Annotated in this window: 29 protein-coding genes and 2 tRNA genes; 9 read left to right on the forward strand and 22 right to left on the reverse strand. The window is 62.3% G+C overall.

The genetic code is table 11. The features are described from left to right. Window positions 1-93: 93 nt before the first annotated feature. Window positions 94-222 (reverse strand): hypothetical protein, encoded by a 129-nt coding sequence (locus ACTLLP_RS09410; protein ID WP_441059257.1) that lies wholly within the window; start codon window positions 220-222, stop codon window positions 94-96. Between the two features lie 70 nt (window positions 223-292). Further along, window positions 293-1,411 carry a TolC family protein gene (locus tag ACTLLP_RS09415; protein ID WP_441059259.1) on the reverse strand — a complete coding sequence of 373 codons (1,119 nt, stop codon included), beginning with the start codon at window positions 1,409-1,411 and terminating at the stop codon, window positions 293-295. Window positions 1,412-1,567: 156 nt separating this feature from the next. Here ACTLLP_RS09415 and ACTLLP_RS09420 point away from each other — a divergent pair, with 156 nt between their 5' ends. Genes ACTLLP_RS09420 through ACTLLP_RS09440 form a run of 5 tightly spaced genes read left to right on the forward strand, consistent with a single transcriptional unit; the run spans window position 1,568 to window position 6,353 of the window. After that, entirely contained in the window at window positions 1,568-2,761 is a 1,194-nt protein-coding gene (locus ACTLLP_RS09420; protein ID WP_441059261.1) for an HlyD family secretion protein, read from the forward strand. Between the two features lie 9 nt (window positions 2,762-2,770). Beyond that, window positions 2,771-3,472, forward strand: a complete 702-nt coding sequence (locus tag ACTLLP_RS09425) for an ABC transporter ATP-binding protein (RefSeq protein WP_441061755.1) — start codon at window positions 2,771-2,773, stop codon at window positions 3,470-3,472. Continuing rightward, window positions 3,465-4,622 (forward strand): ABC transporter permease, encoded by a 1,158-nt coding sequence (locus ACTLLP_RS09430; protein ID WP_441059263.1) that lies wholly within the window; start codon window positions 3,465-3,467, stop codon window positions 4,620-4,622. The genes ACTLLP_RS09425 and ACTLLP_RS09430 overlap by 8 nt, the downstream gene beginning before the upstream one ends. After that, a complete protein-coding gene (locus tag ACTLLP_RS09435; RefSeq protein ID WP_441059265.1) occupies window positions 4,619-5,761 on the forward strand; it encodes an ABC transporter permease in 1,143 nt (380 codons plus the stop codon). Before ACTLLP_RS09430 ends, ACTLLP_RS09435 begins: the two co-directional genes overlap by 4 nt. A gap of 7 nt (window positions 5,762-5,768) precedes the next feature. Beyond that, the gene (locus ACTLLP_RS09440) at window positions 5,769-6,353 is read left to right on the forward strand and encodes a TetR/AcrR family transcriptional regulator (protein WP_441059267.1); all 585 of its coding nucleotides are present in this window, start codon (window positions 5,769-5,771) and stop codon (window positions 6,351-6,353) included. 48 nt (window positions 6,354-6,401) lie between these two features. Here the strand turns inward: ACTLLP_RS09440 and ACTLLP_RS09445 are convergent, their stop codons facing one another. The 3 genes from ACTLLP_RS09445 to ACTLLP_RS09455 all read right to left on the reverse strand — a co-directional run bounded on the left by ACTLLP_RS09445 (window position 6,402) and on the right by ACTLLP_RS09455 (window position 9,685). Beyond that, on the reverse strand, window positions 6,402-8,783 hold the full coding sequence (locus tag ACTLLP_RS09445) for a stalk domain-containing protein (protein ID WP_441059269.1): 2,382 nt from the start codon (window positions 8,781-8,783) through the stop codon (window positions 6,402-6,404). Between the two features lie 243 nt (window positions 8,784-9,026). Then, on the reverse strand, window positions 9,027-9,467 hold the full coding sequence (locus ACTLLP_RS09450; protein WP_441059271.1) for a type II toxin-antitoxin system VapC family toxin: 441 nt from the start codon (window positions 9,465-9,467) through the stop codon (window positions 9,027-9,029). After that, complete coding sequence (locus ACTLLP_RS09455) at window positions 9,464-9,685, reverse strand: YlcI/YnfO family protein (protein ID WP_441059273.1); 222 nt, start codon at window positions 9,683-9,685, stop codon at window positions 9,464-9,466. The genes ACTLLP_RS09450 and ACTLLP_RS09455 overlap by 4 nt, the downstream gene beginning before the upstream one ends. A gap of 324 nt (window positions 9,686-10,009) precedes the next feature. Between ACTLLP_RS09455 and ACTLLP_RS09460 the strand changes: the two genes are divergently transcribed. Continuing rightward, window positions 10,010-10,270, forward strand: a complete 261-nt coding sequence (locus ACTLLP_RS09460) for an AbrB/MazE/SpoVT family DNA-binding domain-containing protein (protein ID WP_441059275.1) — start codon at window positions 10,010-10,012, stop codon at window positions 10,268-10,270. A gap of 14 nt (window positions 10,271-10,284) precedes the next feature. Beyond that, window positions 10,285-10,692 (forward strand): putative toxin-antitoxin system toxin component, PIN family, encoded by a 408-nt coding sequence (locus ACTLLP_RS09465; protein ID WP_441059277.1) that lies wholly within the window; start codon window positions 10,285-10,287, stop codon window positions 10,690-10,692. 14 nt (window positions 10,693-10,706) lie between these two features. On the opposite strand, the gene ypeB is transcribed toward ACTLLP_RS09465, so the two are convergent. Further along, a complete protein-coding gene (gene ypeB / locus ACTLLP_RS09470) occupies window positions 10,707-12,044 on the reverse strand; it encodes a germination protein YpeB (RefSeq protein WP_441059279.1) in 1,338 nt (445 codons plus the stop codon). A 19-nt stretch (window positions 12,045-12,063) separates the two neighbouring features. Further along, window positions 12,064-12,750, reverse strand: a complete 687-nt coding sequence (gene sleB / locus ACTLLP_RS09475) for a spore cortex-lytic enzyme (RefSeq protein ID WP_441059281.1) — start codon at window positions 12,748-12,750, stop codon at window positions 12,064-12,066. A 138-nt stretch (window positions 12,751-12,888) separates the two neighbouring features. Between sleB and ACTLLP_RS09480 the strand changes: the two genes are divergently transcribed. Both ACTLLP_RS09480 and ACTLLP_RS09485 read left to right on the forward strand, forming a co-directional pair. Continuing rightward, window positions 12,889-13,128: a nucleotidyltransferase domain-containing protein gene (locus ACTLLP_RS09480; RefSeq protein WP_441059283.1), complete on the forward strand. Its 240-nt coding sequence runs from the start codon at window positions 12,889-12,891 to the stop codon at window positions 13,126-13,128. A gap of 23 nt (window positions 13,129-13,151) precedes the next feature. Further along, window positions 13,152-13,955 carry a DUF169 domain-containing protein gene (locus tag ACTLLP_RS09485; protein WP_441059285.1) on the forward strand — a complete coding sequence of 268 codons (804 nt, stop codon included), beginning with the start codon at window positions 13,152-13,154 and terminating at the stop codon, window positions 13,953-13,955. Here the strand turns inward: ACTLLP_RS09485 and nfi are convergent. From nfi to ACTLLP_RS09560, 15 genes are all read right to left on the reverse strand, one after another. Then, on the reverse strand, window positions 13,939-14,619 hold the full coding sequence (gene nfi / locus ACTLLP_RS09490) for a deoxyribonuclease V (protein WP_441059287.1): 681 nt from the start codon (window positions 14,617-14,619) through the stop codon (window positions 13,939-13,941). The genes ACTLLP_RS09485 and nfi overlap by 17 nt on opposite strands. Further along, window positions 14,609-14,935, reverse strand: a complete 327-nt coding sequence (gene cutA / locus ACTLLP_RS09495; protein WP_441059289.1) for a divalent-cation tolerance protein CutA — start codon at window positions 14,933-14,935, stop codon at window positions 14,609-14,611. The genes nfi and cutA overlap by 11 nt, the downstream gene beginning before the upstream one ends. Continuing rightward, window positions 14,932-16,326: a cobyrinic acid a,c-diamide synthase CobB gene (locus ACTLLP_RS09500; RefSeq protein WP_441059291.1), complete on the reverse strand. Its 1,395-nt coding sequence runs from the start codon at window positions 16,324-16,326 to the stop codon at window positions 14,932-14,934. The genes cutA and ACTLLP_RS09500 overlap by 4 nt, the downstream gene beginning before the upstream one ends. A 91-nt stretch (window positions 16,327-16,417) precedes the next feature. Further along, a complete protein-coding gene (locus ACTLLP_RS09505) occupies window positions 16,418-16,735 on the reverse strand; it encodes a TusE/DsrC/DsvC family sulfur relay protein (protein ID WP_441059293.1) in 318 nt (105 codons plus the stop codon). Window positions 16,736-16,780: 45 nt separating this feature from the next. Further along, entirely contained in the window at window positions 16,781-18,181 is a 1,401-nt protein-coding gene (locus ACTLLP_RS09510; protein WP_441059295.1) for a (Fe-S)-binding protein, read from the reverse strand. Window positions 18,182-18,199: 18 nt separating this feature from the next. Then, entirely contained in the window at window positions 18,200-18,964 is a 765-nt protein-coding gene (locus ACTLLP_RS09515) for a respiratory nitrate reductase subunit gamma (protein ID WP_441059297.1), read from the reverse strand. Between the two features lie 60 nt (window positions 18,965-19,024). Continuing rightward, window positions 19,025-19,204 carry a 4Fe-4S binding protein gene (locus ACTLLP_RS09520; protein WP_441061757.1) on the reverse strand — a complete coding sequence of 60 codons (180 nt, stop codon included), beginning with the start codon at window positions 19,202-19,204 and terminating at the stop codon, window positions 19,025-19,027. 222 nt (window positions 19,205-19,426) lie between these two features. Next, window positions 19,427-20,017 carry a tetratricopeptide repeat protein gene (locus ACTLLP_RS09525; protein ID WP_441059299.1) on the reverse strand — a complete coding sequence of 197 codons (591 nt, stop codon included), beginning with the start codon at window positions 20,015-20,017 and terminating at the stop codon, window positions 19,427-19,429. Between the two features lie 73 nt (window positions 20,018-20,090). Continuing rightward, window positions 20,091-21,422 (reverse strand): peptidoglycan DD-metalloendopeptidase family protein, encoded by a 1,332-nt coding sequence (locus tag ACTLLP_RS09530; protein ID WP_441059301.1) that lies wholly within the window; start codon window positions 21,420-21,422, stop codon window positions 20,091-20,093. Between the two features lie 121 nt (window positions 21,423-21,543). Next, a complete protein-coding gene (scfB, locus tag ACTLLP_RS09535) occupies window positions 21,544-22,899 on the reverse strand; it encodes a thioether cross-link-forming SCIFF peptide maturase (RefSeq protein WP_441059303.1) in 1,356 nt (451 codons plus the stop codon). Between the two features lie 78 nt (window positions 22,900-22,977). Next, window positions 22,978-23,115, reverse strand: coding sequence for a six-cysteine ranthipeptide SCIFF (scfA, locus tag ACTLLP_RS09540; RefSeq protein ID WP_441059305.1), 138 nt, complete (start codon window positions 23,113-23,115; stop codon window positions 22,978-22,980). A 16-nt stretch (window positions 23,116-23,131) separates the two neighbouring features. Beyond that, complete coding sequence (locus ACTLLP_RS09545; protein ID WP_441059307.1) at window positions 23,132-23,764, reverse strand: CBS domain-containing protein; 633 nt, start codon at window positions 23,762-23,764, stop codon at window positions 23,132-23,134. 314 nt (window positions 23,765-24,078) lie between these two features. Next, window positions 24,079-24,153, reverse strand: a tRNA-Gly gene (locus tag ACTLLP_RS09550). 5 nt (window positions 24,154-24,158) lie between these two features. Next, window positions 24,159-24,234 (reverse strand) — tRNA-Glu (locus ACTLLP_RS09555). A gap of 138 nt (window positions 24,235-24,372) precedes the next feature. Then, the gene (locus tag ACTLLP_RS09560; RefSeq protein ID WP_441059309.1) at window positions 24,373-25,986 is read right to left on the reverse strand and encodes a metallophosphoesterase family protein; all 1,614 of its coding nucleotides are present in this window, start codon (window positions 25,984-25,986) and stop codon (window positions 24,373-24,375) included. Between the last annotated feature and the right edge of the window lie 10 nt (window positions 25,987-25,996).

Below are 25,996 nucleotides of genomic sequence, written 5' to 3' on the forward strand. Positions count from 1 at the left end.
TTGTCTGTGAGGGGCGAGGTCTCCTCCTTCATGAACCTCCTCCGTCACCTACTGAAATTGTACGCTCTCTCAGATGGCCAGGGCCAGCCGATTTCAACCCTTGCCCGGGCGGACGTGAGGTATCTCCTCCGGATCGAGACCCAGTTTGCGCACTTCGGCCACAGCCCACTCGTAGTCCTCCGGGGTGACGGCGTTGTTCAGAAGAAACTCCGCTGAAGCCACACTGTCGCCCTCGCTTTTTCTGAAGTTCTGATTTTAGGATATTTTAGGATACAGGGAAGAACCCAAACCGTCAACCGCTTCCCTGTTCCGCTTCCACCACCGGGCGGCCGGTGAGGTAGTTCCACCCGGCCAGGGCCTGAGCGTACTGGCAGTAAAGGTTCTCCAGCTTGGCGCGAGCCTCGGCCAGGGCGGTGCTGGCTTTGTCCACGTCCAGCTTGATAGCCACCCCCGCCTCGTAGCGGATCTGGGCCAGCCTCGCCGCCGCCTCCGCCGCCTTAACCTGGGCCTCCTGGGCCTGGATCTGCTCCTCCAGGGCCCGGATCTGCCGGTAGGTGGTGACAACCGCCGTCTTCAGCTGATCCTGAGCGGCGTAAAGGTTCTGCTCAGCTACGGCCAGGTCGGCGGTGGCGATGTTGTATTTGAGGTATTTGCCGGTGGCGTAGGGGTAATCGACATTCCAGCGGGCCATGTCCACCTTCTTACGCAGAGCGAAAATGCCGGCCGAGCTCTCCAGCGCCCGCGACACCTCGGCGTCCAGGCTCTCCACCTTTAAGCTCGCCGTAGGCGGCGGCGTGGTCAGCACCGGACGGCTGTCGGAGGGAAGCCCTATCAAGCGGTTCAAAGTGGCGTAAGCTTTATCCAGAGCCTCCTTTAGGGCCCCCGTCGCCTTGGCCGCCGCCTGGGTATCGGCCTCGGGCTTGGCCAGATCGAAGTTGGTGGCCATGCCGGCCCAGTAAGTGGCCCGCGCCACCGAAAGCGCGCTCTCGGCCAACCCCAGCTGGCGCTTGGCCTGCTCATAGTCTAGACGCGCCGCCAGCGCGCCGTAGTAAGCCTGGGCCACCTGAGCCGCCAGATTTTCCTTCTGATTCTCCAGCTGCTTCTGGGCCGCCTGCCAGGCGGCATCGGTGGAGAGCAGGGCCACCCACGCCATGTCGGCCTGGGGAGGGACGTTGAGTCCCGGAGCCGGGATGAAATCCTTAACCAAATCGGCCGCGTCCTTTCTCTGCTCCCAGGCCTTGTCCACTTCGGCTTGGGCGGCGCGGATATCGGGAGAGTTTTGCCAGGCGAGCTGCACCGCCTGGGCCAGGCTCAAGCTCATCTGGGAACTCCCTTCGGCCCAGGCCGCTGGCGGTAACCATAGGGACGCCAGCAGCGCCAGTGAAATCCCCCAAACAACCAAGCGTCGCAACAAACCCTATCACCCTCCGCTGGTTAGTTAACCTTTTTAAGGAATCATAGCACGCCTTCGTATCCCTGACAAGACCTTGACGCGCTACCTGTGACGGATTTATAAAGTAACTAACCGGTTAGTTACTCACCCTGGCTCTGAAGGGAGGCTCCGACCTTGTCAGCGATCACGCTCGACCGCCGCAAACTGGCGCTCGCCTTGTTCCTGCTCATCCTGCTCCTGGCTTCCGCCGCCATCTACTACTTCTACTTTTACCGCCAGCAACTGGCCCGCACCGCCGAGCGGGAAGAGCTCCTCTTCACCGGCACGGTGGAGGCCACCGTCTCCCTGGCCGCTTTCAAAGTGCCGGGCCGGGTGGCCGAGTTAGAAGTGCACGAGGGCAGCGAGGTGAAGGAGGGGCAGTTGCTGGCCCGGCTGGAGAGCCGGGAGATAGAGGCCAAATTGGCCCAGGCTGAAGGGGCGCTGGCCGCCGCCCAGGGCCAGGTGGAGCAGGCGGACAACAACCTGGCCTTCCAGCGCCAGCAAGTGGAGGCCAAAATCCAGCAGGCCCAGGCCCTGGTGGCGCAGGCCCAATGTGGCCTGCGCAACGTCGAGGAGCAGGCTAAGAAGGCCGAGGTAGGCGTCAAAGACGCCGAGGATCAACTCCAGAACGCCCGCGATCTCTACCAGCGCTTGCAGTTCCTCCACGCCCAGGGGGCAGTCGACGCCCGCAAGTTAGAGGAAGCGCGGGTGGCCTATGAGCGGGCCCAAAACGCCTGCCAGGCCGCCCAGATCGAGCGCCAGCGAGCCCAGAACGCCTGCGAATCCGCGCGGCAAAAACTGGCGGAGGCCCAGGCCGCCCTGGAGCAAGCCCTATCGGGGCGCACCGGCCTCACCGTCTTCGCCGCCCAGGCGGAAGCGGCGCGGGGCCAGGCCGAGCAGGCCGACGGCGCGGTGCGGGAAGCCCGCGCCTTGCTGGACAATACCCGCCTCCTCGCCCCCATGGCCGGTTTCATCACCCGCAAGTTCGTGGAGAAGGGAGAGATGGTCAACGCCGGCAGCCCGGTCTACGAAGTGGCCGACCTGCGCCACCCCTACGTGAAGATCTACGTGAGCGAGACCAAAATCGGGAGGGTGCGCCTGGGGCAGAAGGCGGAGATAAGGGTGGAAGCCTTCCCGGACCGCACCTTCACCGGCACAGTGGTGCGTATCGCCGAGGCGGGTGAGTTCGCGGTTAAAAAGCCCGTCAGCGAGCAGCGCGGGCAAGATATCCGCAGCTTTGAAGTCAAGATCGACCTGGCCAACCCTGAGCTCTTGCTCAAGCCCGGGATGACCGCCAGGGTCAGGCTGGTGCAGGGGGGGCGTGGCTAAGCCTTGGACGTGTTGCTGCGGGCGCGGAAACTTATCCTGCGGCGCCGGAGACGAACCATCCTGCGCGACATCGATCTGGAAGCGGGGGCAGGGGAGCTCGTGGGGATCTTCGGGCTCAAGGCCAGCGGTAAGACCAGCCTCCTCCACGCCCTGGCCGGGGTGTTCCCCCTGGCTGGAGGCGAGGTGGAAGTGGCGGGGATCAGCCTCCGGCGGGGGCGGCCCTACCTCCGACTGGTAGGGCTGGTCACCCAGGAGCCCAGCCTTTTCCCCGAGCTCACCGTGACCGAAAACCTCGACCTCCTGGCCGCCCTCAAGGGGGGAGACCGGGACTTCGCGCTCCAACTGGCAGAGCGGCTGGAACTCGGTCCCTGGCTTAAGACCCCGGCCGGGCGCCTGGAGGCCGGCCCCTACCAGCGCGCGGCCCTGGCCGGCGCCCTGGCGCACCGACCGCGGCTGCTCCTGGCCGACGAGCTGCTAGAGGGGATCGACCTCGACACCCGCCGGCTCATTCTGGACGAATTGAGGCGCTTCACCGACGAGGGGGGCACCTGCCTCTGGGGTTCCAGCAACCTGGAATTTCTGCCTTATCTCTCCCGGCTCTTCTGGCTGCAGGGAGGGCAGCTAGGCCCCTGCTCCCCGGAAGAATTGCGCCAGCGGTGGGCGGAGCTCCTCCCCCCGTCCCCGCCGGAAGGGGAGAGCTCCGGTGCTTAGGCTGGCGCTGGCCCTCACCCGGCGGGAACTCCTCTGCCTGTGGCGGGACCGGGGGCTACGTTTCCTCCTTTTCCTGGGCCCCTTCCTGGGGCTTTTCCTTTTCGCCTCCGCCTACAGCGCCCAGGTGCTGCGGGAGATCCCGACCGCGGTGGTGGACTTGGACCACAGCCAGAGCAGCCGGGAACTGACCCAGAAACTGGCCCAGGCGGAGTACCTCCGTCTGGTAGCCACTCCTACCAGCTACCGGGAGCTCCGGGAACTGGTGCGACGGGGGGAGGTGGTGGTGGGAGTGGTCATTCCCGAACACTTCGCCCGCGACACCACCCTGGGCCGGCCCACCCGCATCCTGGCCATCATCGACGCCAGCAACGAGATCTACGCCAGCAACGCCTCCGCCTCCCTCCTGGCCGTGGCCCGCGCCACCGCGGGCCAGTACGGGGTCAAATACCTGGTGGCCCGGGGGATGAGCGTGGAAGAGGCCCGGGACACCTTTATCTCCCTGGACGTTACCGAAGAGGCCCGCTTCAACCCCCACCTCAACTACGCCTATTTCCTGGTATTGGCCCTGGCCCTCAACCTCTGGCAGCAATGCTGCACCCTGGCCGCCACCATGACCGTGGCGGGGGAAGCAAGTAGCCCGGGGTGGGTGCAGCTGCGAGCCGGTGGCCTGCCCCTGCCGCTCCTGGTGGCCTTCAAGGCCCTGGTGCAGATCCCACTCTTCACCCTCCTGGCCGTTCTGCTCTACCTGCTGGCTTGCGGCCCCCTGCACCTGCCCCTGCGCTGCGGCCTGGGGCAGCTCTCGCTCCTCACCCTGGCCTTCGCCGTCTCCCTGCAGGCGCTGGGCACCCTGGCCTCCACCGTGGCTTCCAACCCAGTGGACGCCGCCCGCTTCGGGATGCTGGTGGCCCTCCCCTCCTTCATCCTCTCGGGCTACACCTGGCCCCTGGAAGCCATGCCCCCCTGGCTGGCCCGGCTGGCCTGGTTCCTACCCCAGACCTGGTTTTTTCAGGGGATCGACCTCTTCGCGCTCAAAGGAGCCGTGGAGCTCCTGCGCCACTACCTGAAAAACCTACTGCTGCTGGCCCTGCTCTTTTACGGCCTGGCCGGGCTGGCCGGCTGGCTCCGCTACCGGAAGGGGGTGGGAGCGTGAGCCCGGTTCTCACCCTGGCCTTTTACGAGTTCCGCCACCTGCTCAAAGACCGGGTCCTCTTCCTCATCGTCTTCGTGGCCCCCCTGTTCTACCTGGGCCTCTTCGGGCTGGTGTACCGCAGCGCGGTGCTCGAAGGCATCCCCTTGGTGGTGGTGGACCTGGACCATAGCCAGCTCAGCCGCAGTCTGAGCGAAGCCTGCGCCCACAGCCCCCACTTTCGCTTGGTGGCCCTGACCGACGACCCGCGGGAGCTGGAGCAGGCCCTGCGGGAGAACCGAGCGCGCGCGGGAATAGTCATCCCCGAGCACTTCGCCCGCGACGTGGAGCAAAAGCGGCTGGCGCGAGCCCTGGCGGTCTACGACGGCTCCAACCTCATCTGGGGCTACAACGCCCGCAAATACCTGCGCGAGGTATTCAACCACTTCGCCACCGACTACGCCACCGGGCACCTGGAGGCGAAGGGCCTCGCCCCGCGGGAGATCCGGGCAGCGCTGGAGGCCGTGGACCTCAACGTGGAGCCCTGGTACAACCCCATCTTTAGCTACCTGGACTTCCTCTTCCCCGGGCTCCTGCTGATGATCGTGCACCAGCTCACCCTCCTAGCCGTGGGGCTCACCCTCACCCGCGAGAAAGAGCGGGGATGTTGGGTCCACTTCCTGGGCTCCGCCCTCCCTCCCTGGAAGATCTTCCTGGGCAAGACGCTGGTTTACCTGGTCACCGCCAGCTGGAACTACACCCTGCTCCTGTGGCTGGCCGCCTGGCTGCTGGACCTGAAGATCTGGGGCAGCCCCTGGCCGCTGGCCCTGCTGGGCTTCCTCCTCGCCCTGGCCCTCACCGGCGGCGGCTACCTCATCTCCAGCTTGGCTCCCAACTCTCTCCAGGCCACCCGCTTCATCACCCTGCTCTCAGTTCCCCTCTTCATCATCTCCGGGTTCACCTGGCCCGCCTCCCAGATGCCCCCCGGCCTCGTGTTCCTGGCCCGCCTCCTCCCCTACACCTGGGCAGCCCTAGCCTTCCGGTTGGCGGCCATCAAGGAATTAGGGGTCGAGAACCTCTGGCCCTACTTCTCCCCCCTGGCCGCCATCGCCTTCACCCTCGCTTTCCTGGCCGCCCAGGTTAAAATAGGGAGGAGGAGTTGAGAGCGTCGTGAGCTGGGAAAAAGACAGCCGGGAGCGCATCCTGGCCGCCGCCGAGGAGCTCTTCGCCGCCCGGGGAATAGAGGGAGCTCGGGTGGACGAGATCGCCCGGCGGGCCGGAGTAAATAAGCGTATGATCTACCACTACTTTGGCAGCAAAGAGGGGCTTTACCGGAGCGTGCTGGAAGCCAACCACGCCCGGGCGCTGGAAGCAGGCCGCAGCGCCCTCCGCCGCCCCCTGGGACTGCAGGAGCGGGTGGCGGAAGCCATCCGCAGCTACTTCCACTTCCTGGCCCGCCACCCCAACTACCCCCGCCTCATGGCCTGGGAGGCCCTGCAGGGCGGGGAACACGCCCGGCAGGTGCTGGCGCAGCTGCGCCGCGACCTCCTCCCCGAGCTCCGGGAGGTGCTGGAGGAGGGGGTGAGGGAAGGGGCCTTCCGGGCCGATCTCGACCTGGAGCAAGTGCTGGCCACAGTGATCACCCTCTGCTCCGCCCACTTCAGCGGCAGGGACCCGCTGGAGCCAGGGAAGGCGGAAGAGAGGTTGAAGCACATCACCGAGCTGGTGCTGCGCTACGTGAGCCCCACCAAGTAAGAAGCCCCGGGAGATCTCCCGGGGCTTCGGTTTAGGCCAAGCGCAGGGTTACTGCGTCTGGCCGGGGGTCTGAACCACGTTGCGGAGCACGATCACTTCCTGGGTCTGCGCGTTCCAGTCGACCTGGCAGCCAAGCGCCACGCTCAGCCACCGGACCGGCAGGAAGAAGCGCCCGTCCTTGATCACCGCCTTGACATCCATGGCCACGTTGGTGCCGTTGACCACCAGGATGTTGGAGTCGGCGGTCACCTGGACGATCCGGTCACCCTTCATGAAGGTGGCGGTCCGGGTCTCGGGGTTCCACAGGATGTTCTCCGGCGTCACACCCGCGGCGTAGGCGATGTAGCGCATGGGCGCCATGGCCCGGTTGGTGACGGGATCGATGTAGGGAGCGGCGTCCATCGGGTACTCTTTGCCGTCGATGGTGTACTTGGCCTCGTTGATCTTGAAGATCGCCTTGCTAACGACCTCGTGCGGCGCGGGCGTCACGCACTTGGCGATAGCAACCTTAGCTACCGCAGTGGCACCAGGGAAGTAAGTATCCTTCCCGTCCTTGTCCAGAGTCTGGTTCACAGCCGTGCCTTCGACTTTCAGGTTCACAGGGCCCTCCGGCACCGTGCGGTTAACAGTTAGCTTGATATTGGTAATCTTGATGGTGGACGGCGTGGTGCTGCTGCTCTTAATCGGGATCACCAGCTCCGTATCATCGTTCTGGGTCTTGGGCGTGTCGATCTGGAGATCGCCTTGCGTGACGCTAACCGTGGGTAGACTGCTGAATTTCACGCCCGAAGGCAGCACTAGCACGATCTGAGCCTGGTTGTTGGTTTCCACTTTATCCAGCATCCCACTGTTAGGATAGGCGCCATTGTATGTGCTGTAAGTAACTGTGCTGTCAATGATACCGGCTGCCGTCTCGGCGATGGTGACATCGCCTGCCACTTGGTCGCTGAGGCCGATCTTGACATCCGGTGTGGAGGAAACGCTGACCTTCACCCCGGCAGCAACTTTGCCAAGAGTGATGGTACCAGTTAGACCCTGGCTCCCGCCGATGGTGACGTCGAGATTGCCGCTGAACTCGGGCGAGATAGTAACTTTAGCATCCTTGAACACCAGCTTAGCCGCATCGGTGGTGGAGGTAAGACCGCTTTGGAATTTGATTGTACCCTTGATCATGCGGCCATCCGACCCCACCGGCTGCCAGGAGTTGTTCACTGCGTTTACATCGATACCCGCCGTAGTAGATGCAGCTTCGTCAATCTTCGGCATCGCTGCCCACTTCACGCCGTCCGGCAATGTCAGGGTGATGGTCCTGTCAGGGATCAAGCTGCCCTTCAAGTTTTCGGCGATCTCGAACTTCCCGATCTTCTTAACCGCTTTCCCAGCTACGAGATCAGGAGCCGAAATTGCTTTGACCGTCAAACCGTACTCACCATACTTAGCTACCACCAACTCAGAAGGAGTGGCAGTAGCGGCACCAGAGACGGTTACCTTTACGTCACCGGTCTTGGCTACGCTCTCGTCGACCGTAATGGACGCAGTAACCTTTAGGAAGGATGCACCACTACCAGTAGAAGCAGCCGCGTCAGGAACATGGATCTGGAGTTCCCTGCCATTATTAGCCGTTGTGAAGTAGAGTGTGTTGTTAGGAGGAGTAGTCGGGTTTATCTGAGGACTCGTCACATTTAAGTTACCGAAAACCAGCGACACAGTGGGGGCGGCAGTTGTATCCCACGAGAACCCGGGAGGAAGCGTTAGCTTCAGAGCTGCATCACTACCCGAGTCCTTGAGCGCACCAGCCATATTCTCGGAGATATCGATTACACCGATCTGCCCCCCGCTCGAGCTGATGCTCGGCACACTCTCCGCTGCCAGAGTAACCTGCTTGGAACCCACCGTAGCTATAGTTACCGAACCGCCGCTGAACACAGAACCGTAGGCAGGAGTAGCGGTCAAGTTAATACTACCGCTGGCTCCACCAGGAATAGCTAGATAGGTAATGGGAACGCTGATAATCACCGTGGAGTCAGAGATGGTTCCTACGCTGTTGACGGCAAGCGTAAAGCTACGCACCTGATCGGTAGAAGCGAGAGGAGTTTGGGTGCCTGTCTTATATACGCTTACAGCAACAGTACCTCCGACAACCTGAATGCCGTTTGTATTTACGCTCAGAGCGAAGCCCGACGGATCAGAGGGTAGTGACAAATCAACCTGACTTCCTGTTGCAGCTAGAGCAGTTGCTTTATCCATCGAAATTTGCAAGTAAACTGGACTTGTGGTTAGATTATAAGTTTTACCCGCCTGCAATGACAGTACCGGAACGACCGTATAACTGCAAGCCGCCTGGGCCGGCGTGGCCAGCGGGATAAGCAGCGCCGCCAGCATGGCCACGGTCAGCAATACGGAAAGCCATCTCTTGCGCGCCTTTATCAAACTCTTTCCCTCCCCTTAAAATTTTGGAGTTTGGCTTTTGGATGCCAGTCAATCCGCCAGTTAGCTAGTAAGCTCTCAGCCTTGCCTTTCCTCACCCCCTCGGCCCAAAACTTTCCGGGCGAGCCGGGCACCTCCGGCTCCCCCTTCATCCACTCTAGTTAGACACCGAAGGGGGCGAAAAGGTTCCCAGCGGGGAGGGAAAAAATTTTCGCGGCCGCCGGAAAAAATCCCAGGGGCAGGGCGTCAGCCGCCCAGGAGCTCCTCGGGCGTGTGGGCCGCTATCCCAGTAAAACCGACAAAATCCTTAACATTATATGTGCAGATGACGGAGATACCCAGTGCCCGCATTTGTGCCACTAGCCAGGCATTGAAGATATCCCCGCCGCGAATGCCCGGGCGGGCCGCAAGGACTTCGACGAGCCGCTCCAAGGATTCTTGAGGCGCATCGAGCACCGGGAAAGAGAGCCTGAAGATCCTGAGTTGCTCCAGCGCCTCTTCGGGGGCAAGCGGATTCAGAGCGCGGTTGCCGGTGACGACCGCGTAGAACTCGAGCAGAACCTGGGGGACGAGGACTGCCCGCACCGCACCCCGGCGGGCCGCCTCCACGAATCTGCGGCTAGGCTCGTGCCGAGGTGCCAGCGCATCGATGGCGTAGACCAGTACGTAGGTATCGATCAGGATCATGCCTTTTCCAGCCTTTCCGCGTAAAGATCGGCGCGCTTGATCTCCCGGGAAATTCCGATGGCAAACCGCCCGAGCGGTGGCAGTGCGGCGTCTGCGAGGTATTTCTCAAGGGCCTCGATGACGAGCTCAGATTTGCTCCTCCCCGTCAGGGCGGAGACCTTCTCCAGCAGCTCCAGCAGGCTCTTCTTGGCCTCGGGGACGTAGATATTGAACTGCACCGGTATAAAGACTATAAAGACCTCCCTTCCTCATCTCTACATATAGACTACAGAGGAACGGCGGAGCAAACACCCGAGCTCCCAAGGAAACACCAGCTTAAGCAGGAAGGAAGTCCGGAGGGGGAGCCGGACATCGAAGCTGAAGCGGTTACGAGTGGGCCGGCAACGCCTCGCGGCAAGGCGGCAAAGGTTTTAAAGCGGCGGGGAGCTTTAGAGGGCCAGCTCCCCGCCGGTGGTGGGCACGTGTTCTTGTTTATCGTAAGCATTCTTGCTATCATAGTGTCATAGTGTCATCCAGTAAGTAAAGCTGGGAGGGGGTAATAGATGGAAACGCTCATTAAACCCACCGTGCGTGGGCAGATAACCATTCCCAAAGAAGTGCGGGAAAAGCTCAAGATTGACCAGAATACCCGGTTACGCATCTACGTGGAGGGCAACAAGATTGTTCTGGAACCAGTTTCGCCTTTAGACCTGCTCTTTCAGGAACTGGAGGCCGAAGCCAGGGAAAGGGGACTCACCAGGGAAGATCTTGAAAAAGAGCTCAGCGCGGTCCGCGAACGCCTCGTAAAAAAGCTCTACGGTTAAAACCAATGAGAATCATGCTGGACACTAACATACTCATTTCCGGAATGCTTTTCCGTGGCCCCGAGCGGCAACTACTAGAAATCATCCAGCGCCGGAAGCTATCCCTCGTCGTAAATAACTACATCCTGGAAGAAACCAACGGAGTTCTGGCGCGCAAGTTTCCCCGCCATGCAGGAATTGTTGACAGGCTGATGGCGCTTCTAAACCTGGAGCAGGTTCCCCTTCCTCACCCCAGTTCTGTTGAAAAGGCGCTCAAAGTTCTGCGGGACAAAAAAGACGCTGTAATCCTCGCCTCAGCAATGGAGGCTAAGCCCGATCTCTTCGTAAGTGGCGACCTCGATCTGCACACCCCGGAAGTGAAATCGCTAGTAAAAACCGTGACAAGCCGCGAAGCCCTGGAAATCTTGCGGCAAAGGTTTTAAAGCGGCGGGGAGCTTTAAAGGGCCAGCTCCCCGCCGGTGGTGGGAACAAGCTTCAGAATCTTTTCTTCCTCGCCGCGCTCGGCGTCAAGGTAAATAAGATAGATGTCATCGCCCAGGCGGGCTTTGAACTCGTAGCAGAGCTTTTCCTTCCCCCCGTCGGTGGGGATGAGGGCCAGGCGCTGGTTTTCCACTTTGAGCCGGGGGTTCAAAAGCCCGCGCGCTTCTGCCGCCGTCAGTCGCGGCCGGGGGAGGGAGCGGGGACGGTGAAACATCAGGTAGGAGTAGGCGTCCACCCCCACCACGCGCCCGTCGTCCAGCGCCACGGTGACCTTGACCATGTCAGGATAAAGGGCCACCCCGCCCTCCTCCGGGATGAAGTTGAAGATGGCCAGAGCTCCCTTCTGCACGCTGTAGCTCAGGCGCACGTTTTTGAGCCCCAGCTTGTCCCGCAGGTAGCCCTCCGCCCGCCCCCGCGCCTCCTCCACTTTAAGCCGGGGCTTGCCGGGGTGCTTCTCCGCCAGCAGCAGGAGCAGGTGCCCTCCCTGGCGGGTGATCAGAGCCACCACTTTTCCCGCCGAGGTGTCGGCCTCCGCCCGGTAGGCCGGAATGCGCCCTTTCACTTCCCCCGTCACCCGCACCCCGGTGGGCGTCGGCTCCACCAGCTCCCGCGCCCTGGCCTCCGCCCGGCCCCGGTCCACCGGCGGCCCGGTCAATCCTTCGGGCTTCTGCTTTTCCAGGTGCTCGGAGAAAGGGCCGTCGTAGACCAGGGTGGGGTAGTTCTGGGTCTCCCGGTTGAGCGCCCGGAAGGGGGAGGCAGGAGCTCCGGCGGTCCTGGCCTGCCGGGCTTTAAGCCTCTGCCCCAGCTCCCAGAAGTTGGGGCCGCGGGCCAGAACATCCGCCTCCACCCGGTGCAGCTCCCGGTTGAGGGAAGAGGACTGCTGGTAAAGACGGCTTAATGTCTTCCAGTTTTCCTCGGTTAAAGGGGAACCGGTCCCCGCCTGCCGGCACAGCGTGTTGGCGTAGTCGGCCACCTGGGACAAAAACTTGGCCGGGCGCTCGGTGTACTGGGGGGAAACGGGCAGGGAGGAAAGATCGGCCTGGGCCATCATGGCCTGTTGCCAGACGGAGGAAAGCAGACCCACCGTCTGCTGCCGGCCGCCCGCCACCAGGCACTTGCCCAGCAAAACCTCGACGTTCTGCACGTGGGTTAAAAGGTCGTAGAAGCTCTGCTGGTAGCGGTTGTTGAGTTCGAGCTCCAGGTAGCGGCGCCCCCGGTGCTCCTTCGTGCCCCAGGCCGCCACCGCCACCAGAACCAGGCCCAACAGCAATAGAGCCAGGCGATAGCCGCGCATACTTCCAAACCTCCTTCTTTCAGCGGGCGAAGATGTGGTTGCCTATGCGGGTGACGATGGTGCGCGTCCACACCCAGGCGGACACCGGCTTGGCCGGGTTCCAGAAGTAGAGGGCGCCGCCGGTGGGGTCCCAGCCCGCCAGGGCGAGCTCCGCCGCCCGCACCGCCTCGGGGGAGAGGGGGCGCCAGATCTGCCCGTTGGAGACCGACTCGAAGGCCCCCGGCTGGAAGATCACCCCGGGGATGGAGTGAGGGAAATTGGGGTGGCGCATCCGGTTGAGGACCACCGCCCCCACCGCCACTTTTCCCTCGAAAGGCTCGTCCGCCGCCTCGCCCATGATGAGCCGGGCTAAAAGCAGCACCGCGTCGCGGTCGGTGGCGTAGCCGCGGGAGACAGCCGGGGTAGGAGTGTAGCTGGGGAAGCCCAGGGCCGCCCAGGTATCTGGTCCCACCACCCCGTCCACCGCCAGCCCGTTCTTCCACTGGAAGTAGCGCACCGCCTTCCAGGTCTGGTAGCCGAAGACGCCGTCGATGGGGCCATCGTAGTACCCCCACTGGGCCAGGCGCTGCTGCACCCGGGTAACCTGCCACCCGGTGCTTCCCCAATAAAGGGTGGGGTTCTGCGCCCGCGCCCGCTCCGCCCCCCAGAAGGCCAGAGGGAGGAGGAAGAGAAGAAGCATAAAGGCGAGTTTCGCGCTCCGCCGCACGGCAAAACGTCCCTTCTATCAGTAAATTTCTTTTCCTAGTTTCCCGCCGCGGCCCCTTCTCTATTACCGCCCGTGGTGCGTTGGGCGAGGCTGTGTTATCCTTAAAGGAGCAAGACGCTTGAAAGGCGGTGGAGCTCGGTGGAGGAGAAGCTGGCCGCCCGGAGGGAAGAGTACCGGCGGCTTCCACGCGAAGCTCTGGCCAAGGCCGTTGCCGTCCTTTCCTCTCTGCCGGAAGCGGAGCGGGTGAGCTTGGTGGGTTCTTATGCCCGAGGCCGCTCCGATCTCGGCACCGATCTGGACGTGGCGGTAACGCGCACGGAGCTCGGCTTGAAAGAGGAAGTGGTAGCTTTCGTCCGGGATAGGCTGGCGGAAAGATAAATTTCCGCAAAGGTGGTGCTATCGTGGAGAGCAAGATCGCTCGTGGATTGGGGATGCGCTTCCAGCCGGTGGCGCTCCTGTGGTCCGACGAAAAGCCTTCGGGGGCCAGGCAGTTCTCGCCCGGCAAGTGGGGCTGCGTCATGTGGCTCTTCGCCGCCGCCGCCCGCGGCGAGGTGGCCGCCTGTGACCGGGAAACCTTCGGCTGCCTGGGAGGAGGGACGGGGCTGGGCTTCGGCAACCAGTACCTCAACTGGCCCGGCGGCGTAGAAAACTTTTACTGCTTCCTCTCCACCGGCAAGCCGGACTGGGACGCTTCTAAAGCAGAGCTGCGCTGGGAGGCGGCAAAGCAGATGCTGGAGGGGGAGCGCTACCGGCGCTCGCCGGAGCTAGTCCGCTACTTTGTGCAGCAACTACCCATCACCGACATACCGGCGCGCTATGTGGTCTTCAAGCCGCTGGGGATGGTGGAGGAAAAAGAAAGGCCGGTGGCAGTGATCTTCACCGCCGACCCCGACCAGCTGGCCGCCCTCACCGTGCTGGCCAATTTCGGGTATTCCACCATCGACAACGTGCTCATACCATCGGTGGCCGGCTGCCAGGCCATAGGCATCCTCCCTTACCGGGAGGCGCAGGCCGAGCAGCCGCGGGCGGTGGTGGGGCTCGTCGACCTTTCCGCCCGCCGCAACGTGGCCAAGCAACTGGGGCGCGAGGTCTTCACCTTCACCGTGCCCTTTAAGCTGTTTCGCGAGATGGAAGAATGGGCGGAGGAAAGTTTCCTGGCTAAGGAAGAATGGCAGGAACATTTCCAATCTAGCTCTGGCGGTTGAGGCGGTAGCTCAGGAGGTGGGCCAGGCGCAGGGGCTCGGGGAGGCGGTAGCGGGGGGCGAGGTAGAGGGCGAGCTCGCGAGCCAAATCCACGCTTACCATGTGCCCGGGAGAGACGAAGACGGGCTTCACGCCCGTGCGGGTACGCAGGACCGTCCCCACCACCCGGCCCCGGTAGCGGAGGTAGGAGAAGCTTCCCCGCTCGCTGCCCGGCGCTTCCCACTTCCCCACCAGGCAGGTTTTAGCCACGCCTACGGTCGGCAGGTCGAAAAGCACTCCCAGGTGGCTGGCGATTCCCATCCCCCGGGGATGGGCGATCCCTTGCCCGTCGCACAGGACGAGGTCGGGAGTGCTCTTTATTTTCTCCAGGGCCGAGAGAAGGGCCGGTATCTCGCGGAAAGCCAAAAGGCCGGGAATGTAAGGGAAGGTGGCGGGAAGGCAGGCAGTGCTCTCCTCCGCCACCTCAAAACCGGGCACTTTCAGCACCACCACCGCGGCGTAAAGCATCCCCCGGGCTTGAGAAAAGGACACGTCGCAGCCCGCCACCAGCCGCAGGTCCCCCGGGCGGGGGCCGTCTTCCACCTTCACTTCTCGCCGCCACTCTTCCTGAAGCTTCACCGCTTCCTGAGGCGTGAGCTCCCAGGGGCACTCTCTCTTAGGCTTCATCCCCCACCATCTCCTTGACCCAGCGGGCGAAGCCGGGGTCGGCGGCCAGAACCGGCAGCACCAGGATGGCAGGGGTGGAGTAGCTGTGCCGCGCCCTTATCGCCGCCACCAGCTTATCCACTCGCGCCGCGGTGCTCTTGAGGATAAGCGCCGCTTCCCGCGCTTCCTCCCGCTTCCCCTCCCACCAGTAGGTGGAGAAAAGCTGGGGGATGACGTTGGCGCAGGCCGCCAGGCGCTCCCCCACCAGATCCCGCGCCAGCTTCCTGGCCTCGTCCTCGTCACCGCAGGTCACGTAAACCCAGACGAGCTCTGTCAACTCACAGACCCCCTCTCGCGAAATTCCCGCGCCTTGGCCACCAGGGCAGGGGCCCAGCCCGGTGCCGCCAGGGCGTGCAGGTGGCAGTAAGCAGCCAAAGTCGAGCGGTAGATCGCCCCGTCGAAGGCGCCGTTTATACCGTAGCCCCGCTCCACCGCGAAGCCGAAAAGCGTGCTGGGAGAGAGGTCTAGCGGCCGGGAATGGTGAAACTCGTGCCCCAGAAGCCGCTCTCCGGCTGGGAAAAATGGGTTCCCCCCCAGGGCCCGGAGGCGCATGTAACCGTGCCCGCTGGGGCGGTCACCAAAGGCGACGTCGAAGGGGAAGACCCCCGCCATGGCGTAGCGGTGCCCCCGGAAAATTAGCGAGCGGCTCAAGTACATAAGCCCCCCGCACTCGGCGTAAATGGGCATACCCGCCTCCGCCGCCTCCCGCACCCGCCGGCGCAAGCCCTCGTTCGCCTCCAGGCCGGCAGCGAAAATCTCCGGGAAGCCCCCGCCGATGTAGAGCCCGTCCACGGGGGGGAGTTCGTCCTCCAGGGCGTTGACTAAACGGAGCTCCGCCCCCGCCGCTTCCAACTCCTCTAGGTTCTCGGGGTAATAAAAGGTGAAGGCCCGGTCGCGAAAGACACCCAGGCGCGCCCGCTTACCGGCCGGCGGCGGGGTAGAAGAAAAAGCCACGGTCAAAGGCTCAGCCCGGCGGGCCAGGGCAAGCAATCCTTCCACATCCAGATACTTCTCCCCGAGCTCCTGCAACGCCCCCATGATCTCCGCCTCTCTCTCCTCCTCCCCGACCGGCACCAGCCCCAGGTGCCGGTCGGGAATGGCGGCCAGGGCACACTTAGGGAAAACTCCCAGCACCGGCAGGTGGCAGAAGCGCTTGATGGCCTCGCGTAACATGCGCTCGTGCCGGGGCCGGGCCACGTGGTTGAGTATGACCCCGCCGAGCTCCAGTTCCGGGTCGAAGGCTTTAAAGCCCAAAACCATGGCTGCGGCGCTGCGGGTCATGCGCGTGGCGTTGACCACCAGCACCACCGGCGAGCGGATAGTTTTAGCTATCTCCGCCGTGCTGCCACTTCCCTCCAGATCCACCCCGTCGAATAGCCCCATGGCCCCTTCCACCACCGCCACATCGGCCCCTCGCGCGCCGCGGGCAAAGACTCGGAGCAGGGTCTCGCGGGGAAAGAAGAAGGCGTCGAGGTTGCGGCAAGAGCGACCCGCCGCCCGGCCCAGCCAGCCGGGATCGATGAAATCCGGGCCCTTTTTGAAGGGCTGCACCGCTAACCCCCGCGCCCGCAACGCGGCTACCAGCGCCAGAGTGACGGTGGTCTTCCCCGAGCGCCCCTGGGGAGCGGCCAGCACCAAACGCGGTGTAGTGCAAAATTCCGGCAACAAACCTCATCGGCTCCTCTCTTAAAATCTTACCCGGGCACAAACCTTGCGCCCGGGTAAGACGACCAGCAATTTTAGGTTTGCCAGCTCCGCTCTACACGCAGCCGGTGGGTTTGGGCAGCCCCGCGATTTTGCAGGCCCCCTTGGCCGGGCCGGTGGGGAAGAGCTCGTAAATCTGCTTAAGGCTGAAACCGGTGTCTTTACAAAGCTTGCGGATCATGGGAGCGATACCGTGCTTGAGGTAGTAGTCGCGGATGTAGTTAACCACTTTCCAGTGATCCTCGGTCATCTCCGGCACTTCCTCCAGCTTGGCCAGCTCCTTGGCCAGCTCCGGATTCCACGCGGAAGGGTCCTGCATGAACCCGTCCTCGTCCACCTCAATCTTCTGCCCCAGAACCTCGATGTACGGCATTACCTTTCCACCTCCAAGATTTTTTAGGTTTCTGCCTACCAGGAATTATACCTGGCGGTGACCCTTGAAGTCCAGCGCTGCGCCCACCAGATCTATCAGCCCGTAAAGTTTCACGTCGAGCTTGTGCTCGGGAATCATGGCGTGGAACTGGGCCTTGCAAATAGAGCAGGGCGCGCAGAGCACCTTGGCTCCCGTGGCCCGGATCATATCCGCCTTCTTCTGCGAGAACTTGATGCGCAGCTGGTACATCTCCGGGTCGTCGAAGAGTACACCGGAACCGCCGCCGCAGCAGAAAGTCTTTTCGCGGTTGGGATCCATCTCCCGCACCTCGGTCACCGAGGCGTGCAAGCAAACCCGCAGGTTATCCACCAGGCCGCAGGCCCGGGCGTAGTTGCAGGGGTCGTGCAGGGTCACCGGCAACCCCTGGGCGCGGAAATTGCCCTGGGGATTGAGGTTGAGCTTGCCCGCCTGGATGTAAGCCGCCGCCTCATCCAGGATGTGGGTGATGGGCACCTGGTACTTAGTGGGGTAGTCGGACATGGTGGGAATGTACATCTTGCCCGCCCGCCAGCCGTGCCCGCACTCGCCCCAGACCACCTTTTTAGCCCCCAGCCGGGCCACTTCCTCCCACACCCGGTTGACCAGCTCGCGCTGGATGCGGGTCTGGTCGGATAGATAGCCGAAGTTGCCCGCCTCGACGATGCGGGAGGACATGGTCCAGTTGGCGCCGATGAACTCGAAAAATTCGGCTGCCCCCTTCAGGGTGTCGGGATTGAGGAAAAAGTCGGCCGAGGAGGGAATGTAGAGGATGTCGGAGTTAGGTTTGTCCACCGGAAATTCGATGCGGAAACCCCGCTCCTCCTCGATCTCGTCCGAGAGAAAATCCAAAGTGTCCACAATACCCGATGGCGTCAGGGCCATATGGTTGCCGGTATTGAGTATGGCCACGTCGGTGGCGGCGTGCAGCTTAGGGATCATCCCCAGGTTGTAAAGAATCTGGCGCCCGATCATCGTGACCTCGCAGGTGTCGATGGCGAAAGGACAAACATGCCCGCAACGGCGACACTCGGTGCACTGGTAGAAATAGCTCAGCCACTCTTCCAAGGTATGTTTGGTAATCTCTTCGGCTCCCACCAGCTTGCCGAAAAGCTTGCCCTGCACGGTGAAGTAACGCTTGTAGACCTTCCGCATGAGGTCGGCGCGCCCCGCTGGGATATTGTTGGGGTCTTTGGTGCCCAGATAAGTGTGGCAGTGCTCAGCGCAAAGGCCGCACTTGACGCAGGACTCCATGGCCATTACCAGCGAGCGCCGCTCCTTGCGGTAATAGTCGAGCCATTTGAGAGCCATAGCAGGCTTTTCCTCGTCGGGCACCGGCACCAGGTGCAGGCCGGCGAACTCCCGGGGGCCCGCCTTGGTTGGTTGGTTCAGTCCTTCTACTACTGGCATATCAGCATCTCACCTCCTTTAATCGAGGCGTAGCTTGACACCAGGAAGTCCGATCGGAGCCTCCTGATAGGGACGGTTCATAATCCAGCGCTCCCACATGATACCGAAGGAGTGCATCAGCTTGGAGAAGGGGAAAACGATCATAAGCAACTGCACCAGCATAAAGTGGGTGAAGAAAAACCAGTTGTGCGGGAAGGGCTGAGGGCTGAAGGTGAAAAGCCCCGCCAGAAAAGTCCTGGCGTCAGCGTAGGAGATCCCCACCGCCGGCACCAGCCGCATGAACATGCCCACCCCCGAGATGGCCAGCAACAGCAGCAGATGCAGGTAATCGCTGGTGGAGGAAATAACCCGCATCCGGGTGAGGGTAAACCGCCTGATAAGCAGATAGGCGAGCGCCACGAAGAAGATGAAACCGAAAAAGGTACCCAGAAACTCCGAGGCGTGCTCGCTCTGGGCTTCGGTCACCAGCCACGGGAAGAGCAGGTGGAACTGCGCGCCCAAGGTGTAAATGCCCAGGACGTGCCCGCCCAAGATGGAGAAGAGCGCCACGTGCATGGGCCACGCCCCCACCCAGAGCCAGGGGTCGAACTTCAAAACGTTCCAGAAGAAAACCATCTGCCACAGGATCCACAGAATGGCCGCCACCCAGTTGGAAGGGAAGGGCGAAAGGGTGATGTTGTGCACGATGCGAGCGATCATCCAGCGCCAGATGCGCCAGACTATCCCTCCCAGGAACAGGGCTACGGTGAAGTAGGGGAGAACCTGCACCAGAAAATAGACCATCTTTACACCCCCTTCCGGGGCCGCTGCCCCGTTACAAACCAGTCACGCGTCCAAAAACCCCTAGACCTCCTGCACTGAAGGAGCTCCCGTGGGGCAAACCGTCACGCAGGTCTCGCACCCCATACAGGCCGTGGGGTCGGTCACCCGCGCCTTGCCCCCCTCCAGCACCAGAATCCCTGCCGGGCAAGCCTCCGTGCACTCGCCGCAGCCTTCGCACTTCTCTTCGTCGATGGTTACCATGAACACTTCCCAACAACCTCCTCCATTGATTGGTTGAACCGGAAAAGACAAAGCACTCTGCTATAAAAGGAAATCCCGCCTGGCCTCCCCTTCACCTCCCACCTCTCTTGGTTTTTCGCGGTAAAAGCACAAGGCTGATACTATACCTCTTATTCGGCCTGTCCGCCGATATTCCTGCTCGCCGGAACAGACTTTTTGCCGACAGCCGGGCTTTTCCCAGGGCTAGCCACGGGAGCTCTGGGACCATTTTTCCACCAGACTCCTCGCCTGCCAAGCTTCCGGAGTGTCGGGAGCCAGTTGCAGGAAGCGCTGCAAGTCCTTCACCGCCGCCGGGTAGTCCTTCTTGCCGTAGCCCAGGATCAGGCCGCGGTAAAAAAGCGCCGTGGGGTTCTCCGGATGGCGCTGCAGCACCGCGTTAACCTGCTGCTCGGCGGCATCGTACTTTTCCTCCGCCAGGTAGATTTCGGCCAGGCTGAGCCGGGCGTTGGTATTGTCCGGGTAAAGCTTAAGCACTTCCTGGTAAGCGGTGATCGCCTCCGGCAACCTCCCCTCCACCCGAGCCTGAACGCCTAAACTGAGGAGTTGGGGAAGGTCTTTTTTAGCCACCGCCCGCTGCAACTCCTCCGACCAGGAAGCACTCTGCCCCGGCGAAGTGACGACTTCGCTGCGAGGGTTCGCCTCTGGTGGCGGGGTAGGAGACTTGGAAGGAGCTACCCAGGAAAAGGTGGACACGATCAGACCCGCCGACAGCAAAAGCGCCATGAAACCCAGGATCAGCTTGCTACCCCGCCCCCGTATTTTAGACCAGAACATAACACCACCTCTAACCGCTCTTCGCCTTTTAAAGTATATTACTTGCCGGTGGTTGCGGGAAGACGGGAAAACTTTACGGCAAGTAGCGCAGCGGGTCGCGGGGCGCTCCGTCGCAGATGACCTCGAAGTGCAGGTGCGGACCGGTGGCCCTTCCCGTCATGCCGATGCAGCCCAGACGCTGCCCTTGCGCCACCTGCTCCCCCACGCCCACGTAGATAGCGCTGAGGTGAGCGTAGCGGGTGACCACCCCGCCCCCGTGGTCGATGTCCACCGTCTCGCCGTAGCCAGCGTACCAGCCCGCCCTTATCACCCGGCCCCCCGCGGCCGCCACCACCGGGGCGCCGTAAGGAGCTCCGATGTCGATGCCGGTGTGAAACCCTCCCCACCGGGGCCCAAAGGGGGAAGTCACCGGACCGCTAGCCGGCCAGACCAGGCCCGAACGCCCTCCGCCGCGCGAGGCCAGCATGATACCCTGCCCCACCTTTTCCACCCGGGCCTGGGGAGGAGATAATTCCTTGGTCTCTACCAGGTCCCGGCTCACCTCCATCCCGTTCTGCGCCACCACTTGATAGACTTTCTCACACTTGCCCGGAGCTCCTTCCTGCACCACTTCCACCTTGCCCGGAGGGAGCTGGGTGGTGTACTCTTTTTGCACTGGGAAGGGCAGCTCCTCCTCGCGGCGCTCGGTGTAGCGCTGGACCAATGTGAGGTAGGGGCGCTCCCGCACCAGCCTGAGCTCCTGCCCCGGCTGCAGGTGCCAGGAATCCAGACCGGGATTCCAGGCCGAGATGTCCTCTACGCTCACCCCGAACTGCCGGGCCAGATCCCAGAAATTGTCCCCCTCTTTGATGACGTATTTCTCCTCCACTCGCTCACCCTGGCGCACCAATTGCAGGGCCGCCGCCGGTGTCAAAAGCTTGGCCAAAGGCACCTGGCAGCGGGCCAGCTGCACTTTCTCGGCAAAGGTGGCCGGGAACTCGGGTCGCACCGTGTACAGACGCCGCACCTCCTGCAGGAAGGCTTGCGCCGCGGCTTCGTCGGCGAAGAAGAAGCGCGGTTGGCCGTTGACCTCCACCGCCACCGCCTCGGCGTAAAAAGAGAGGCGTCCGTGCAGCCTGTCCTTCAGCTCCGCCAGCGAAAGCACCTGGCGGGAGGGCCACCACAGACGCCGATAACTTATGTTGTCCCGCAGCTTAACCTGTTGCGGCAACGGCTGGCTCCGAACCAGCTCGGATACCGCCATCGTCACCATCGAGGGAGAAGCAACCACGCCTATCGATTCACCATTCACCGTCAGCAGCCAACCTCTGCCGGCCCACCACCACAAGAAGAAAGCCCCTAACACTCCCACCGCCACCGCCGCCAACAACTTCCGCTCCGCTAGTACCGTCTTAAAACGCCCCAAACGCAAGCTTCCACCCCATTCCCCCAGTTTAAATCGCAAAATATCTCTGTATCTCACTCAATTCTTGCCGGACGGTGTCTAAAAGAGTCACGCAGCGATTAAAGCAGCTCTACCTAGTTTATTATATGGCTTTTTCCGGATTTGACAAGTCTAAAGCTTTTTTGTGCGCCAGGGCGTAAAGAGCGCACTCCAGGCGACCCTGCATCAGGCGGCAGCCAATAGCGTAAGGAGTGAGCAAATCTCCATTGGCGAAGTAAGCGGAAGCGTGGCAACCCCCTCCGCAGAGGAAGCGGGCCCAGCAGGAAGAGCAGCTGCCTTTGCGGTAAACATGGGCTTGCCGGAAAGATTCCACCAGCTCCGGGCGGGCGAGGCCCGTCTCCAAATGCCCCAGCCGGAACTCCTCCCGGCCCACGAATTGGTGACAGGGGTAAAGATCTCCCTGGATGTCCACCGCCACGTAGGCGAAGCCCGCCCCGCAACCGGAGAGCCGCTTGGTGAGGCAAGGTCCGCCATCGGGGTCGAGCTCGAAGTGAAAGAAATAAACTTTGTCCCCCCGCTCCCAGCACCGCAGGTAGAGCTCCAGCAAACGCTCGTACTCCCGCAGCAGCAGGGGCAGGTCCTCTTCCTTCAGGGCGTAGGGGGCCGACGGGGGAGCCACCACCGGTTCCAGGGAGATGTGGCGGAAACCCAGGTCGAAGAGATGGGCGAAGTCGCTGGCGAAGTCGAGATTAAAGCGGGTGAAAGTGCCGCGCAGATAGCAGTAAGAGGAGCGGGGGCGAGCAGCCCACTCGCGGTAGCAACGCTCGATATTGGACATTACTTGCCGGTAAGAGCCGGAGCCGTCGGGGAAGCGCCGCACGCGGTCGTGAACCTCCGGCCGCCCGTCCACGCTCAGCACTAGGTTCACCTCTTCTTGCAGCAAAAAGCGCTCTCGAACTTCGTCTAATAAGACGGCGTTGGTGGTTAGGGTGAAGCTGATGCGCTTCCCTCGCTCCCGGGCCCGCCTCTTGCCGTAGCGGATGGTCTCCTGCACCACGGGGAAGTTGAGCAAGGGCTCGCCGCCGAAAAAGTCCAGTTCCACCTCCCGGCGCGGGCCGGAGGACTCCAGGAGAAAATCTACCGCCGCCCGGGCCACTTCCACCGGCATTAAACCGGTGGCGCCGTAGTCGCCCTCGCCGGCGAAGCAGTAGCTGCAGCGCAAATTGCAGGCCTGCGCCACCATCAGGCACAGGGACTTGGGAGCGAACACCGGGGGATGGTAAAGGGAAGCAAAGTCGTCAGGGGCAAAAAGCAGCCCCTGAGCGCGAAGCTCCTCCAATTCTCGGCCCGCCTCCGCCAACTCTCCTCCCAGGTCCAGAGGGTCTTCACCCCGCAGCCAGAGGGTGAGGGCCCGCCAGGCGGGTTCGTCCAGCTGATGCAGGGAGCCGCTCACCGGATCGTAGGCCAGCTTTTCTCCCCGCAGTGTGAATAGATGCACGCGGATAAACACCTCCATGCAGGCGCGAAGGGCGGGTATCCCGCCCTTCCCAAATTTAGCTCGAAATCAAGGAAGAAACTATCGGGATTGCTTGCAACCCTGATTGCCCACCGTGCAGGAAGTCTTGCAGGCCGACTGACAAGAAGCCTGGCACTCGCCGCAACCGCCCACGCGGGGTTGCCGACCTACCAGCAGGGTCTTTACGTGCCTCTTCATGCTTTTTCAACCCCCTTTAACTGACCGATATGATGCGATAGCCCATACCTTCCAGTTCCCGCGCCAGGTCGCGGGCGTCGGGAAGGTTGAGCCTTAGCGTCAGGTGATAGATGCCCGGCTCCCGCTCCAGCGTGGCCAGGCTGCGAATATTGACGCCTTTTTCCCGAAAAAACGAAGTTATCTCCGCCAGCACGCCGATCCGGTCGGTAGCCTCGATGACCAGGCGCGAGCCAGCCTTGCGGAGATTGAAGAGCCGCACCAGCGCCTCCACCATGTCGGTCTGGGTGATAATCCCTACCAACTCCGTTTTCTCCACCACCGGAAGGCAGCCTATCTTATGCTCGCGCATGACCAAAGCGGCCTCCTCGATCGGGGTGTCGGGCGTGGTGGTTATTGGGTTCTTCACCATGGCCTCGGCCACGGTGAGCTTGGCCAGGATATAATTCAGCTCGTAAACGCTCAGGGTCGAGGCCGGAGAAGGGGAAATCCGCAACAGGCCCCGCTCAGTGACAATGCCAATCAGCTTGCTGCCTTGCACCACAGGGAGGTGGCGGATTTTATGCTTGTTGATAATTTCTAGCGCCTGAAAAATGGGAGTGTCCTTAGGAATGGCTATGGGGTTGGCCGTCATGCAATCGCGCACGAACATTCAGCCACCCAACTCCTTTCCGCAGCGGCTCACGGCCCGCTTTTTTCCCAATTATAACTTGATGGTGGCGGGCAAAGCAATGGAAACAATTAGCAACCGGCAGGCCCTTCCCAGTGGCCCCCCGATGCTCTATACTTAATGGCAAAGGGGGTGAAGCTTGATGGACCAGGAGCTAACTGCTTGGGCGCTAAGGTTTCTCCTCTGGGGTATTTTGCCTCTGATCGTCATTATCTCCGTGATAGCCGCCGGAACCAAGAAGAACGCCTGAAACTAGGGCCTCCCCGAAGGGAGGCCACTGCGCGGCGTGCAAAAAATGGAGCGGGCGACGGGGCTCGAACCCGCAACCCCCAGCTTGGGAAGCTGGTGCTCTACCGTTGAGCTACGCCCGCTTTGATGGTGACCCCACCGGGATTCGAACCCGGGTTTCCGGCTTGAAAGACCGGTGTCCTAGGCCTCTGGACGATGGGGCCCCGGTGCTAAATTTTATTCTACCCGGAAACCCGGGCCGTGTCAACGAGTTCAATTTTGTTATGCGTCGAGATTCGGCAGGTGGCCCCGCGCGCAGTTTTTAAAACCAGCCCCCGCAGCGCCCCCTCGAGCTGAAGACTTTAGCGCGCCCGGCCAGGAGCCCTTTCTTTGGCCGCCGCCGGTAGGTCGTGGTGACCGTCCGCCACCACCACCGCCTTGACGCCGTACCGGGCCGCTTTGCTGGCCTGCGCCTCTACGGCTACCTGCTGGCAATCAAAGCGCCCCAGGACCACTTTGTACCGCTGGCCACCCCACCGGCCGCCCCGCTGCCAGCCAGCCAATTGGGGCTCTCCGGTGTCGTCGGCCGGGGTTAGGGTGGCGCCTTCCCCCGCCGCCTGGGCCCGCTCGAAGAGCTCCAGCGCCCGGAGTTCGTCCAGCACCACCGCCACCTCGTATTGCTGCGGCCGGTACAAACGGCCGTCGGCGTAAACAATGCTGCGGTCGCCCAGACCATTGAAAGCGTACCAGGTGTAAATAGCTCCCCCCACCAACCCCAGGATCACCTTGTCGCGCGACTTTTCCGAGAGATCCAGGCGGCTAACCTTGTAGGAGTTGTACTCGAAACCGCGCTCGTAAGCCCGGACCACGGCGTAACCGCAAGGGAACTGCACGGTGGCCGGGAGCTCCACGTAGGGACGGTTGCGCGTGGTCATCCAGTTGGTGGTCACCACGTGCCGGTGCATGTGCCCATTGAAGATGGCCTGAACGCCGGAGAAAGCGCGGATGGCGTTCTGGAAGGAGAGGAAGTTGTTGATGCCAAACCAAACGTCCAGCCCGTTGCTGGGGTGGTGGAAAAAGAGATAGGTGGGCTGCCCGGCGTTCTGGCTGAGCGTCTGGCTTAACCACTTCATCTGCTGGCCGTCAATGGTGCCCCAGTCGTCGTCGGGGCGACAAGAGTTGAGGAGCAGGAAACGGTGTCCCTGGTGCTCCACGCTGACGTAGGGCTGGCTCCGTCCCCCGTCCAGGTAGTCGAGGAAGCCCTGCAAGCCCAAGCCGTTGGTTTTGCTCCGGTAGGTGTCGTGGTTGCCGGGGGCCAAATAGCAAGGGATGGCCCCGAAGGCGGGCAGGATCTGGTCCCGCAACAATTCATACTGCACCCGCTGAGAGGATTCGGTCAAATCGCCAGTGATGAGGGCCAGGTCTATGCCCCGGGCTTTAGCGTCGCGGATGCACTGGAGCAAGAGCTCCTGGGAATGCTCCAGCAGCTTGCCGAAGTACATCTCGTTGGGGTCGCCCTGCCCCGGGCCCTCGGAAATATGGGTGTCGCTGAAAACGCCAAAGCTATAAAGATACCTGCCAGGAGGCTTGGGAAGGGTGCGGAAGGAGCATTTGGGCCCTTTGACTCCGTTGCTCTCCACCTGGTACCAGTACCGGGTATCGGGGCGCAAGCTGGTGAGTTCGGCCCAGTGGTGTTCCCTCCCGCGCTCCAACGTGGTCTTAACCAGAGAGTCACTGCTGGTCCCCAGGAAAACGGAGGTGTCGCACGGCTGTCCCGGCGTCACCCAGGTGATGACGGCGTGGTCGCTGCCCACGGTGCACAGTTCCTCGTTTTTGATCACCGTTCCCCCGGCGAAGGCCGCGGGCGCCCCCGGCCCGCTCCAGGCGCCGGCGCCTAATAAAAAAGTGCCGGCCGTGAGACCAAAGGCGCGCAGAAATTCTCTCCGGCTCAAAGGCCGCTTCCAGATCTGACGCACGGAGCTCGTA

Origin of the sequence: Desulfothermobacter acidiphilus (assembly GCF_052073645.1) — a bacterium.
GTDB classification, from domain to species: domain Bacteria; phylum Bacillota; class Desulfotomaculia; order Desulfotomaculales; family Ammonificaceae; genus Desulfothermobacter; species Desulfothermobacter acidiphilus.

Excerpts from the sequence above, each read along its gene's own strand:
- ACTLLP_RS09545 (WP_441059307.1), bottom strand. The coding sequence starts at position 23,764 with ATGTTCGTGCGCGATTGCATGACGGCCAACCCCATAGCCATTCCTAAG.
- scfA (WP_441059305.1), bottom strand. The coding sequence starts at position 23,115 with ATGAAGAGGCACGTAAAGACCCTGCTGGTAGGTCGGCAACCCCGCGTG.
- nfi (WP_441059287.1), bottom strand. The coding sequence starts at position 14,619 with ATGAAGCCTAAGAGAGAGTGCCCCTGGGAGCTCACGCCTCAGGAAGCG.
- ACTLLP_RS09520 (WP_441061757.1), bottom strand. The coding sequence starts at position 19,204 with ATGGTAACCATCGACGAAGAGAAGTGCGAAGGCTGCGGCGAGTGCACG.
- ACTLLP_RS09515 (WP_441059297.1), bottom strand. The coding sequence starts at position 18,964 with ATGGTCTATTTTCTGGTGCAGGTTCTCCCCTACTTCACCGTAGCCCTG.
- ypeB (WP_441059279.1), bottom strand. The coding sequence starts at position 12,044 with ATGCGCGGCTATCGCCTGGCTCTATTGCTGTTGGGCCTGGTTCTGGTG.
- ACTLLP_RS09505 (WP_441059293.1), bottom strand. The coding sequence starts at position 16,735 with ATGCCGTACATCGAGGTTCTGGGGCAGAAGATTGAGGTGGACGAGGAC.
- ACTLLP_RS09510 (WP_441059295.1), bottom strand. The coding sequence starts at position 18,181 with ATGCCAGTAGTAGAAGGACTGAACCAACCAACCAAGGCGGGCCCCCGG.
- ACTLLP_RS09465 (WP_441059277.1), top strand. The coding sequence starts at position 10,285 with ATGCTGGACACTAACATACTCATTTCCGGAATGCTTTTCCGTGGCCCC.
- ACTLLP_RS09525 (WP_441059299.1), bottom strand. The coding sequence starts at position 20,017 with ATGTTCTGGTCTAAAATACGGGGGCGGGGTAGCAAGCTGATCCTGGGT.
- ACTLLP_RS09460 (WP_441059275.1), top strand. The coding sequence starts at position 10,010 with ATGGAAACGCTCATTAAACCCACCGTGCGTGGGCAGATAACCATTCCC.
- ACTLLP_RS09450 (WP_441059271.1), bottom strand. The coding sequence starts at position 9,467 with ATGATCCTGATCGATACCTACGTACTGGTCTACGCCATCGATGCGCTG.